The organism is Ornithinibacillus bavariensis (assembly GCF_050433565.1).
GTDB lineage: Bacteria > Bacillota > Bacilli > Bacillales > Amphibacillaceae > Ornithinibacillus > Ornithinibacillus bavariensis.
In genome coordinates, this window is record NZ_JBNPWZ010000006.1 from 127,394 (window position 1) to 140,568 (window position 13,175).

Annotated in this window: 10 protein-coding genes; 2 read left to right on the forward strand and 8 right to left on the reverse strand. The window is 35.8% G+C overall.

Annotated elements, in window-relative coordinates; all coding sequences use genetic code 11:
* Window position 1: 1 nt before the first annotated feature.
* From HNR27_RS12045 to HNR27_RS12070, 6 genes are all read right to left on the reverse strand, one after another.
* Window positions 2–319: an RNHCP domain-containing protein gene (locus tag HNR27_RS12045; protein WP_212920840.1), complete on the reverse strand. Its 318-nt coding sequence runs from the start codon at window positions 317–319 to the stop codon at window positions 2–4.
* A gap of 144 nt (window positions 320–463) precedes the next feature.
* Window positions 464–586: a hypothetical protein gene (locus tag HNR27_RS12050; RefSeq protein ID WP_280530745.1), complete on the reverse strand. Its 123-nt coding sequence runs from the start codon at window positions 584–586 to the stop codon at window positions 464–466.
* Window positions 587–904: 318 nt separating this feature from the next.
* Entirely contained in the window at window positions 905–1,747 is an 843-nt protein-coding gene (locus HNR27_RS12055; protein ID WP_429339912.1) for a MerR family transcriptional regulator, read from the reverse strand.
* Between the two features lie 80 nt (window positions 1,748–1,827).
* On the reverse strand, window positions 1,828–2,994 hold the full coding sequence (norA, locus tag HNR27_RS12060) for a multidrug efflux MFS transporter NorA (protein ID WP_429339913.1): 1,167 nt from the start codon (window positions 2,992–2,994) through the stop codon (window positions 1,828–1,830).
* Between the two features lie 565 nt (window positions 2,995–3,559).
* Window positions 3,560–4,084 carry a hypoxanthine phosphoribosyltransferase gene (gene hpt / locus HNR27_RS12065; RefSeq protein ID WP_429339914.1) on the reverse strand — a complete coding sequence of 175 codons (525 nt, stop codon included), beginning with the start codon at window positions 4,082–4,084 and terminating at the stop codon, window positions 3,560–3,562.
* Window positions 4,085–4,128: 44 nt separating this feature from the next.
* Entirely contained in the window at window positions 4,129–5,415 is a 1,287-nt protein-coding gene (locus HNR27_RS12070; RefSeq protein ID WP_429339915.1) for an NCS2 family permease, read from the reverse strand.
* Between the two features lie 123 nt (window positions 5,416–5,538).
* Here HNR27_RS12070 and HNR27_RS12075 point away from each other — a divergent pair, with 123 nt between their 5' ends.
* Window positions 5,539–6,411, forward strand: a complete 873-nt coding sequence (locus HNR27_RS12075) for a LysR family transcriptional regulator (protein ID WP_429339916.1) — start codon at window positions 5,539–5,541, stop codon at window positions 6,409–6,411.
* Between the two features lie 217 nt (window positions 6,412–6,628).
* Here the strand turns inward: HNR27_RS12075 and HNR27_RS12080 are convergent, their stop codons facing one another.
* Window positions 6,629–7,771, reverse strand: a complete 1,143-nt coding sequence (locus tag HNR27_RS12080) for a response regulator (RefSeq protein ID WP_429339917.1) — start codon at window positions 7,769–7,771, stop codon at window positions 6,629–6,631.
* 191 nt (window positions 7,772–7,962) lie between these two features.
* Here HNR27_RS12080 and HNR27_RS12085 point away from each other — a divergent pair, with 191 nt between their 5' ends.
* Complete coding sequence (locus HNR27_RS12085; protein WP_429339918.1) at window positions 7,963–11,049, forward strand: ATP-binding response regulator; 3,087 nt, start codon at window positions 7,963–7,965, stop codon at window positions 11,047–11,049.
* Window positions 11,050–11,127: 78 nt separating this feature from the next.
* Here the strand turns inward: HNR27_RS12085 and HNR27_RS12090 are convergent, their stop codons facing one another.
* Window positions 11,128–13,143, reverse strand: a complete 2,016-nt coding sequence (locus tag HNR27_RS12090) for a bifunctional diguanylate cyclase/phosphodiesterase (protein WP_429339973.1) — start codon at window positions 13,141–13,143, stop codon at window positions 11,128–11,130.
* Window positions 13,144–13,175 lie beyond the last annotated feature (32 nt).

The window sequence follows — 13,175 nt, forward strand, 5'->3', positions numbered from 1 at the left end:
TCTACATAAGTGAATAAGAGGTCATTAGACTCAAAATATTATCTTCCTGAATCGTATTATAAGCTACCTTATTCCGTTGTAATTTACCACATTTTATACATTCATGAATAATTTGATAACCCTTTTTCCCAGAGTAGTCTAAGCTAATCGGACGCATTAAGCCCTGACAATTACTTAAACGATCACCAGGTTGATTATCGAGGTGCTTTGAAAATAAACAAAATGGACAGTGATTTCGATAGCTGCCATTTGTTAAAGGCATGACATTTGCTCCACAATTTCCGCATTGAAAAGCTGTGTTTTCTGATATTCTACTCAACGTTATCTTCCTCCAAGATGAATTTTCCATCATTGGAGAAAGGGTTCCGTTTGTTTTCCTACTAAAAATGTAGTTTCAGGCTTTTAAGGCGAAGGGACATATTCACCGCTCTGTTCTGGAGAGCGATTACTTCTAGTTCCTGCTTCACAAGGACATGTTGCATCCCCTGATCCGGACCATGATTGACTTTTTCATAATTGTATCAACCACTGTAAGACGGACTTCTCCACCTTCCACTAGTAGGTGTTCATCCTTAATCACTGACATAGGCATCGTCCCCTAGAAGATCCGATTGAGTTTTACTAGTTGATTCAAAAAATCACTCCAAAATTTCTTTTTATTTAGATTATTCCCTTTCCTAATTATATAATCTATTAGACTCGAAAACAAATATAGATTAATAGTTATTGCGTTAAGGGAACCATTGACGTAATCTCCTTTTATATAGCAATTCCCAGATATAAAAGCAAAATGTATTTTGGGGAGGAAGTAAACTTAACCTTCGACAGGAATGGATGTCGTATAATGTTGTAATTAAATACATATCGAACATTTAGAATGATTATGTTTCATGCGCTATCTAACTCATTCTTCCTCAATTCGCATCCTCATTTCCATTAATATCCCTTTTTCTCGATTGGAAGAGTAATGAAGGTTTACCAATGACTCGTAAATATCACTTATTACCGTTAATCGATTGTCTTCTACGTATTGGAGGAGCTTTTTTAAATTTGTAAAATAATCCTGTTCTGATAAGCTATAAAATGCAATACATACATATTTCCCCCGAGGAATGGTTCTGATCTCGGTATCTTTTGATAGTTCCAAGGTATCCTCGTTCGATAAGACAGGTGTGAATAAATATTTGTAGGAGACTTCCTCGGCACAGGTATATGACCGGTAAGGGAAGATAGCGCCATAATCATTGTACCGAAAACCCTCTGTCGAAGCTGTAATTTGCTTAAGTTTTTGAAACGATGCATTTAATATATTTGTCGGATTAATTCCATCAGCGCCTGTCTGAATAATTTGGGTTTCCTCTTCATTAGAGAAAAATACTTCACCTATTGTCGGGTACTCCTTTATACGCTGTATACCCTTTTTCGCACTTGTAATTGTTTGTTCAATTTGCATTAAGTTATCAATTTTATCCTTTACAACTCTTTCTTGTTCCTTTAAAAATACTAGTAAATCATCTGCGTTAAATTCCTGCACCTCTTTTATTTCCTTTAAAGGGATGCCAATATATTTCAAGGATTTGATTAAGTCTAACAGGTATAACTGCGAATCATCATAATAGCGATAGTTCGTATTTGGATCAATATAGGCCGGTTTAAACAAGCCAATTTTATCGTAATGCCGAAGCGCTTTTATCGAGATATTCATTAGCTTAGAGACTTCGCCTATGGAATAGTATCTTTCCGTCATATGTTCATCACATCCTTAATCATACCGTATAGCAAAAACTGTATTCCTTGCAACATACAAGGAATACAGTTTTTCCATACTTAAGCCTTTTGGTGTTTTGGTTCTTTCCATGCAAGTGTTAGCCCAATTCCTATAGCTAAAATAATGGTTGCAAAATAAAATGGGTAATTAAGATCAATATCGAATAATAATCCACCGATTACTGGCCCAATCACATTCCCGACACTGGTAAACATTGAGTTCATACCAGCAACAAAGCCTTGTTCCTTACCAGCAATTCTTGTTAGATATGTCGTTACAGCTGGGCGCATCAAATCAAATCCAATAAATACTGTGATGGTAACAAGTAAAATTGTAAAATATTCATGAACCATCGTTAATAAAAATACGAGAACAGCCGATACCATAAGGCTATATCGAATTAAGCGAATTTCCCCTAGCCATTTGGTCAAGCGATCAAATAACACAATTTGAAAGAATGCACCGATAATGCCTCCACCTGTTATCGCAATGGCAATATCCTTCGGTGTGAAACTGAACTTATGATCGACAAACAATGAAAATAGCGATTCAAAGGATGATAAACCGAATGAGAATATCAATATGATCACAAAGGATATAAAATACATCGGTGCAAAAATTCGTTTCCAACCTTTATTTTGTCCTACATTGTCTTCCTCATGTTCAGGATTTCTCTCTGGTTCATGAAGCAGTATAAATGACAATATTGCGGCAACTAAAGCAACGCCTGCTGCAACAAAGAACGGTAAACGAGTATGAATATCTGCTAAGAAGCCCCCGATACCAGGTCCGATAATAAATCCTGTTGAGATAGCTGCCGACATATAGCCCATTGCTTTGGAGCGAGTTTCAATTGTAGTAATATCAGCAATAAAAGCTGTTACTGCGGGCATGATAAATGCAGCACTTACCCCACCAAGCATGCGCGAAGCAAAGAGAACGCTAACTGAATTTCCAATTCCAAATAGTAATTCGGAAAAACTAAAAATAATTAAGCCAACTACAATCATTCTTTTACGACCAAATTGATCAACCCATCGACCTGCAATTGGTGATACAAGCAATTGTACAAAAGCAAAAGCAGCGACCATATTGCCGAGAACCGACCCGGATAAATGCAATTCATTCATAATAGTGGGAACGACTGGAATAACAAGACTAATTCCCAAGAATGCGATGAAGATATTTGCTAAAACGATAGTTAATACAATGTTGTGTTTCCGCATATTGTTCTACTCCCTTAAAAAACGTATATAACCTAATTTAATACCTACCCTTAGGGGAGAGTCAATGGATTTGTACTTATTTTACAATAAAGGTGTTTATCTCTTTTTCTAGCTAATCTGGCTTATATCGATAATCCCAGGGCTCGACATCCTATCGAAGGACATATAATTATTCTTATCCAAATCGCCACTTAGTAGTCGTAGGGTTGTTTGTAGATCTACTTCTAATCCGTTAAATGCGAGTTGCCTCGTATTTTCTTAGCTAGCCCATCCTCCCCAAATATCAATTAAGTTACACCTATAAGTTCACTTAAAGGGATATTCGTATCTCATACTACCCTTAAAAGGGGATCCATATTCTCTATCACAAGGAATGGGGGGGGAATTGGCAAAAGGAAAAGGACTAGCCCGTATTTTATTGGGCCAGCCCTATTGTAGCGAAAAGCTAATGGAATAACGGTTAACTTCACAATGGTTCTCCCATTACCTTACACCGCTTCTAGCCGTTTCGATACTAACCATTGATTAGGATTTACGTTAAAGGAGAGTATACAACTTGAAGCTATCAATTATCAATCACTTCAAATATATAAGGGGTATTACGATAATGATGACCAAAGTTCAGGCCATATCCCGCTACAAACAGGTCTTCTATAACAAACCCTTTATAGTCAACATCAATATCGGCTTGTCTACGTGACGGTTTATCAAGAAGTGTACAAGTTTTTAAGCTTTTGGGATTTTTTTCTCTTAATACATCGTATACTGCCTTCATTGTATTCCCCGAATCCAATATATCATCAACGATAAGAACATCATATTCGGAGATATCCTCTGTGAGGTTCGAGAATATTTTCACTTCACCTGTGCTCGTTTTTTCAAATCCGTAACTTGCCGTTTCCATAAATTCAATTCGAACTGGAATCGTGATATGCCTTACAAGATCTGCTGTAAAAATAAAGCTTCCTCTTAATAATGAAATAACAAGAAGATTTTTACCCTCATTTTCATAATCCTTTGATATAACTGTGCCTAGTTCCCTTATCTTTTCTTTTATTTCTTCTTCCTTGAATAAAATATTTTTTATCATTCATTTCTACCACCCTAGTTATAATTCACATGTACAGCTTTTATTTAAAATACGTACTGAATAACAAAGTTACCGATAAACAAAATGGCAATCAAATAAAGTGCAGGGTGGATTTCCTTCCATTTCCCCATAAGGAGCTTTATCAATGGATAAAGTATAAAGCCAATTGCCATACCATCTGCAATACTATACGTTAAGGGAATTAATACAATAATTAATAGTGCTGGTATACACTCCGTTAACTCATCCATTTGTATATGAACAATGTTTTGCAACATTAGAATCCCAATCAATATCAATATTGGAGAAACTGCACTTGCAGGAACTATTTTAATGATCGGTATAAACAAGATGGAAACAAGAAACATAATTCCAGTTACAATACTCGTTAGCCCAGTTCTGCCACCAGCTGTAATTCCTGCCGCTGCTTCCACTGATGCTACAGTAGGACTTGTACCAAATATTCCTGAGGATAAAACCGAAACCGCAGTTGCCTGAAGTGATTTCTTGCTGCTTTCAGGACGATTAAGCATTTTACTATGCCCATGTATTAAACCAATGTTCTCAAACACAATCACCATAGCAAAAGAAATGGAGGTTAGCCAGAAAATGATATTTCCAGCCTGTCCCCACGATATTTGGCCAAACACGCCAATGTATTCATGAAAGGATGGCATAGAAAGAGATATTCCCTCAAAATTAGAACCACCGAACCAAATCGTTAGAAACGAGGTAATAATAATACTTAATAATAGGTTTCCTGGTACATTTTTAATAAATAATAGAATGGTAATCGTTAAACCAATAAACGTTATGATTGCTGTAGGGTTGCTCAAATCACCAATTGCAAGTAATGTGTGCTCAGAGCTTGTAATAATGCCCGCATTTTCAAATCCTATTAAGATGAGTAGGATGCCTATTCCAATTGTAATGGCTTCTTTTAAGGAATTAGGAATGGAGGATGTGATTACTTTGGCCAATGGTGTAAAGGCAATAACAATGAAAACGAGGCCAGAAACAAAAACCATTGCCAAGGCTTCCTGCCAGGAAAATCCCCCAGATTGAACGATCGTATATGTGAACATTGCATTAAGGCCCATACCAGGAATAATAAGAAGAGGAGCATTGCTCCATAACCCCATGACTAAGCAGCCAATAAAACTGGTCAAAATAGTTGCAATAATCCCTGCTTCCATTGGGATTCCTGCTACCGCTAAAATTGTTGCATTAACAATAATAATATAGGCCACAGTAATATATGAAATTAACCCCGCAGAAATTTCTTTTGTAATTGTCGTACCATATTGATTAAATTTAAAAAAACGCTCCATCTAATCACCTTTCCACTTTACCTTTTAAAGGAATATGAAAATCATGATAACATGGACATATCCATATGGAAAATATATAATTTAAATGGAAACTATATGTTTTTTATATAGAAGGAGAAATATATGGATATTAAACAATTACGGTATTTTATAGCTATAGCTGAGGAGAAGAATATAACTGCTGCTGCCAGTCGTCTACATATGTCTCAACCACCTCTAAGCATGCAGTTGAAGCAATTGGAAAGTGAGTTAGGTGTTAAATTGTTCGATCGAAGTGGCAAAAGAATGGAGTTAACGGATAAAGGTGAAGTACTTTATAAAAAGGCTTTACACCTTGTAAATAATTTAGAGGAAATAAAAAACGAAATACAGGAAACCGAGCAAGGAAAAAAGGGTGTTCTAGCTTTAGGTATTAATACTTTATCGCTTTCAGGATTTTCAGAAGTACTCCAGTCCTTCCACAAAAAATATCCGTCCGTTTCTTTAAAAATTGTTCAAAACGATTCTAATTACTTAGCAGAGATGGTAAAAACGAGAGCCATCGAAATGGCATTTGTACGGCTTCCACTCGAACATCATGGTTTGATATATCAGCATCTCATGAATGAGCCCTTTTATTTCGTAACAGATAAGGAAACAAGCACGATTTCACTAGAAGAGGTTTCACAGATCCCTCTTATTATTCCAAGTACAGAAGGGCTGGGCATCTATAGTACGATTCTTGAAGCATTTACAAAGCAAAACCTGCAACTAAACAAAATGGCAGAGTGCTCTGATATGAATACATTAATGGATTTGGTTAAAGGGGGAATTGGTGCAACAATTGTTCCAAAGTCGGTACTAGATGTCTATGGTGATAAACAGCTCTGTTCTATACCGATATGCAATACTAATATGGCATCTTCTTTAGGAGTCATTTGGCTTGAAAACCATTATGTCTCTACTCCTGCAAAGAAGTTTATAAGTCTACTAAAGGAATACTATAAACTCCCATAACTAAAAGACTAGCTTTCATAAGAGTAGAGGAAAAAATGAAGAGATAGTAGGAAGCCACTGAGATAGAGAAAATAATAAAGACTGAATCGGTATTGGATTCAGTCTTTATTATTATTGAACTTAGCTAGTATAGATTCTGCTTCAAGCTACTTAACCTTTAGGTAAGAAAACTAATTCTCTCAGGAACAGAATAGCATTCTAGCACTATGATGACCTATTAATTATAATGACGTACCTTCCAAGCCTGATACCACTTGATTATTCGCTGGCTAGGCAACACGTTCAACTCATCTTTTAATTTAGTTTGTAATAATTGAAATTGCTCTTCTACTGCACTTACTTTCTTCAAAGATGCATAAACCATCATCAATTCAAAATAACTCTCTTCCTCTTCAGGATACATCTGTTGAATTTTCATGCTGATTTTGATTGCGGCTTGCATGTCACCTTTTTTTCGATAAAATTGAATCAATCCTAATCCATGATTTATCCACAATCGCTTAAGTCGTTCTTTTTCTCCCTCTGCCCATAGGTAACTATAATCTCCTAAATAATCCCCTTTATATTGATAAAATACTTTCTCATGCTCTATACTATTTTGATCAGATAGTTTATCTAGATTAATTAATTGTTCTTCCCATTCCTCGGTTTCAATACGTATCGTTGAATTTTCTAACGTATACCCACCGTTTCTACTACTAATTCGAACAGCATCTAGTCCAGCTTGCTTGAGTGTTCTTCTTATATGGTAAATAGTTGTATATAACTGCTGCATACCATTTTCTAAATCCACTGATGGCCACAGTAAATCTACTAATATGCCTCTATTAATCGTTTTACCTCTGTGATGGAGCAAGTAAGCAAAGAGCTCTTGTGCCTTAGATGTCCGCCACTTCAAGGTCTCTGATTCGGTTCCTCCCTTTTGCACCTTTAATTGATTAAAGCTCTGAATGATACTATTCTCACTGTCTCTTTTCACTTTAATTATCGGTTTATTACTAATTCGTTGGCTTAACTGCTCGATTGTCTTTCTTAGCCTTTCCACCCGTATCGGTTTCAATATGTAGTCAAACGCAAAAAGTTCAAATGCTTCAATCGCATACTGACTATACCCCGTAACGAAAACAATTTCTATATCTCCGGCCACTTCTTGAATCTTTTCTGCTAATTCCAACCCATTAATTCCGGGCATCTCAATATCCATAAATAACACATCTATGGGATTAGAAGTGATTTGTTTATAAGCTTGCATTGAATCCTGATAAACTCCTACGACCTCTACATTATCAATCTCATTTTCTAATATATCTTTAAGTCTTAATAATGGTAAATATTCATCGTCAATTAGAACGACTCTCATTTTATGACTGCCCCCTTATATAACAACCACAGTTGCTACACGATGTTTAACATAAATAATAAAGTTAATACATGACCTTATAAATTACGATATAATTATTGTAAAAAAAAATCTGTGAAATTACTATTTATCATACAAACCTGATATCTACATCAAGGATATTATACAAAGCGTTTAGAAGCGAGGAAAACATGAAAAAGAACAAACTATTCTTTGTCATAAGTATCGGATTATTTGTTACCATTTTAACTATTATTCGACTTATTTGGGAGTCTTTCCTAGCAGTACCTAATCACCCTGAAGCTGTTAATGGGGTGTTAGATTTGAGAGACTGGGAATTCTCGGAAAGTCAAACCATTCGGTTAAACGGAGAATGGGACTTTTACCCAGATATTCTGCTAGAACCCAGCGATTTAAATAATTCTGAAGCACTTTCAGGACAAAGAGAATTGGAAACGACTGAAAATTGGAAAAGCCTTGCAAAAAATTCCGCTTATAAGGTCGGGACATATCACCTTCGTATATTGCTTCATCCGAAAGATTTGCTAGAAACATATGGATTTCGTGTTAATAGCATTCCAACTTCATCTAAGTTCTTTATAGACGGACGGCTATTAGGTGGGTCAGGAAACCCTTCTGAGGTTCTTCAGGATTACACACCTCAGAATCAACCCTATTCCTTATCTTATACTACAGATAAGGACCATATCGATGTACTCATTCAAGTCGCTCATAGCGAAAGCTCTGGAACTATACTTCCATTTAAGACCATTAACTTCGGGCTTGACTCCGCAGTTAGTAAAGAAACATTATTTTGGATAATGATTCAGATAACAGTAGCTGCCATTTTATTTACGCTTGCGGTTTATGCAATCTTACTGTATATGATTGGCATTAAACAAAGGGTACTCGTTTATTTCTTTCTCCTAATGATAAATGGAATGTTAATCGTCCTAGTAAGTGATGATAGATTACTATTCGAGTTCATTTCTTTAGGCTTTGAGGCTAGAACTAGATTATCAATCTTAACCTATTCTTGTATTGGACAATCTCTCTTTCTGTTTTCCAAACACTTATTACCGCAATATGCTCATGGAAAAGCTTTTAAATGGTTTCCTAAGATAGGAATAGTTTATATATTGTTCGTTCTATTATACCCATTGAAATATTTAGAACGGTTTAGCTTTGTTCTTTCCCTTTTTATGATTATAGCTGCTAGTCTTATTGTCATAATATTTATCAGAGCAATTTTAGACAAAATAGATGACATTATTTTTTTATTACTCGGTGGAACAGCTGTATTACATAATATTATCTGGGTTGCAATAGCTCGAAGACTGTCACTAGAAGTAAACTTTTATCCGTGGAACCTTCTCATAGCTGTTTTCTTATTTTCAGCATTTTGGTTCAAACGTTATTTTCGAAGTGTAAAACGAACCGAAGAGCTGACAGAAGAATTAATTAGAGCAGATCATAAAAAGGACGAATTTCTTGCTAAAACATCTCACGAATTGCGTAACCCATTACATGTTATCATTAATATAGCTCAATCCCTTCTCGAAAATGGAAAGAATAATATGGGGCAAAAAAACAACCAGGATTTGAAGCTACTTATTACTGTTGGAAGAAGAATGTCATTATTGCTTAATGACATTCTTGATGTTACCCGATTGAAAGAGAATAAAGTACAGTTACATAAACGAAGCATTAACATTCAATCTGTTGTTACTGGTGTAATAGACATGCTTCAATTTATGATAGAGGACCGAGACATAGAAATTTCCAATAAAATTCCTTTATCCTTTCCACCCGTTGTAGCGGATGAAAACAGACTTGTACAAATACTAATCAATCTCATGCATAATGCGATAAAATATACAGATCAAGGGAAGATAACTATTTCAGGAACTATCGCAGAGAATGAAGTTTCTATCCATATCTCTGATACAGGTATCGGAATGGAAGAAGCTATACTTAATCGAATTTTTCAGCCATATGAACAAGCTGATATGGATAAGGATGTAAACCGTGGAGGTATTGGTCTAGGCTTAACAATTTGCAAACAATTGATTGAATTGCATGGTGGCAGATTAACAGTCGAGTCCATGATGGAAAAAGGTTCTGTCTTTACTTTCACATTACCGATTAGTTCAGAACAGAATGAAGAAAAGGTTAAAGAAAGTTTTGTTAACCCAGAAAGTGAGGTTGCAGCAACCGCCTTTATCGACACTCCTTCATTTAGGACTCTATCTTATAATCGGGATAATACACTATTTTTAGGGAGAACAAAGTTATTAGTCGTTGATGATGATTCTGTAAATCTACGGGTTCTAAAGAGCATATTGTCAACTGACAATTACAATATTACGACAGTAACTAGTGGAAAAGAAGCATTAGAGAAAATAAATAAAGAGCAATGGGATCTGGTCATTAGCGATGTCATGATGCCTAACATGTCTGGGTATGAATTGACCGAAAAAATTCGCAAAAAGTATTCTATTTCAGAATTACCTATCCTACTTCTGACTGCACGAAGTCATCCTGAGGACCTCTATAGAGGATTTCTCTCTGGTGCGAATGATTACATCACAAAGCCAGTAGAACCACTAGAATTAAAGGCAAGAGTAGAGCTATTAACTAATCTAAAACAATCCATTACAGAGCTACTTAAAATGGAGGCTGCATGGCTACAAGCACAAATAAAGCCGCACTTTCTATTTAACACCTTAAATACAATCTTAGTATTATTGGACCATGATTCGAAAAAGGCAAAAATGGTGTTTGAAGCATTTTGTAACTTTTTACAAACTAGTTTTCAAATGCACAACTCCAATGCTGTTATACCGTTAAATGATGAGCTTGACCTTATACGTTCATACTTAACTATTGAAAAAGTAAGATTTGGTGACAGATTGCGTTATATATGGGATGTGGACAATAACATTGATTCTCATGTACCTCCACTATCTATACAGACAATTGTTGAAAATGCACTTAATCACGGAATACTTAAACGCCCAGCAGGAGGAACATTGCACATTCGAATTCACCAGGTTCAAGATGCAATAACTATTACAGTTGAAGACGACGGGATCGGAATGGATGAAATAAAGCTAAAGAAAATACTCGAGAGAAAAGCTAATCAAAAAAACGGAATAGGGCTATATAATACAAATAAACGCTTAAAGCAACTATATGGACAAGGTCTACTAATAGAAAGTAGACCGAATGAAGGTACTAAAGTATCCTTTACAATTCCAATTAACAACGCACAATAGAAATGGAGTAAATAAAAACAAACCTAGCGCATTTTAACTAAGAGTTAGTGTGCTAGGTTTGAGCTAATTTCATTACCATCAATGGACAGAACTTCTTTGGAAGCTACCGTCTTGTCGGTTAATCCATTCATCAATTTCTTTAACTTGCATTGGCTTACCATAAAAATACCCCTGCATTACATTACATCCTAACTGGGCTAATTGTTCAATATGCTCCCTTTTTTCTACACCTTCAGCAATCACATCAAGATTCAAGTCTTCGGCCATTAAAATTACTGCATTTAAAATTGCATGCTTCTTCGGTGTATGGATGTCTTCGGTAAATAGGCGGTCTAATTTCAATGCATCAATAGGAATTCTATCTAGTAATCCAATGGAGGAATATCCCGTACCGAAATCGTCCATTGAGACTCTTACCCCCAAAGAACGTATGCTTTGAAGCTGTTGAATTATTTCATCAATATCGACTAAAACCATTGATTCCGTAATTTCTAATTCTAGTAAAGAAGGATCCAATTTCTCCTTCTCTAACACAGTCTGAACGATTTCTACTAAATTACCTGATTGAAATAGTCTGATAGAAAGATTCACAGAAACTGGTTGGATCAGATCCTGCTCACGCCATTTATTACATTGTTTACAGGCATTTTCTAAAACCCACTCCGTTATGGGCACTATCAATCCCGTCTCTTCTGCAATAGGAATAAACTCCGTTGGCGAAATGAGTCCTAATCGAGGATGGTTCCAACGAATTAATGCCTCAAAGCCATACAAACTATCTGTTTTCACATTCCATTTGGGCTGGTATTCGATAAAAAACTGTTCATTCTCTAGCGCAATTTGCAGATCCTTTTCAATTTCCATTCGCCGCACTTCTTTAATGCCCATTTTTTCATTGTATACGACGTATTGATTTTTTCCTAAGCTCTTCGCTTTATACATCGCAGTATCAGCTGTTCTAAGTAGTACAGATCGGTCTGATTGATTAACAAGCCCGATACTTATTCCAATACTACCGGTTACATATAGCTCATTTCCTTCAATACGGAATGCTTTTTTAAGTACGTTTAAAATTTCCTTTGCCAATTGCTCAGCTTGTTCTTTATCACATTGTTTGACAATGATTAAAAACTCATCACCACCGATGCGAAAGACTTGCTGGTTAGCATGAATGAACTGGCGTAAGCGAACTCCAACCTCTTGAACAAGCAGATCTCCTATGTCATGACCCAAGGAATCATTAATTACTTTGAACTGATCCAAATCTAGAAAAAGCACTCCGATAGTATCCTTATCTAATTGCGTATCGAAAAAACGGTTCATTTCATTTCGGTTGGGCAATCCCGTGATTGAATCTCTATATGCCATTTTTTCCAATACATGACGGTCAAAGTACTGGGCACCCCATGATACTAGCAATATAATAAAAATCGTTACTGTTACTCCATATAAAAGAAAGTGATTTATAGAATGCCCTTCGTTCATTATCACGTCCCCATGAGGTTGAAACTTAGCTGCTTTCATACCAGTATAGTGCATTCCGCTTATCGCCATACCCATTACCACAGCAGAGCATAATTTTAACCAGTTATATCCTAATTGGCTTTTAAAACGAAGAAATAAAAATAACGCCGCGTAAGAAGCGACGAAGGCAATAATCGCAGATAAAAACCACAACCTATTATCATAAGTAAGCTCTACATTCATAATCATGGCTTCCATTCCCATATAATGCATCGAGACGATTCCAATACCCATAATTAGACCACTTAAGGCAATTTTATACCAATGAATCGTTAGCGTCATAGTAATATAAAAGGCTATGAACGAGGAAATTAAGCTTGCTAACAAGGATAAGAAAGTAAGCACTACATCGTATTTCACAGTTACATGTAGGTGAAATGCTAACATCCCAACAAAATGCATAGACCAAATGCCACTACCCATTACCAGAGAGCCAGCAAATAGCCAGAATAGCTTCGTTTTTCCACTTGCATGAGAGATTTTTCCAACAATGCTTAAGGCAGAATATGATGCTAATATTGCAATCAATACGGATAGTGCAACAATATAATAGTTATAACCGCCTTCCATAATCATTTCATCCACTCCATTTAATTTATCCA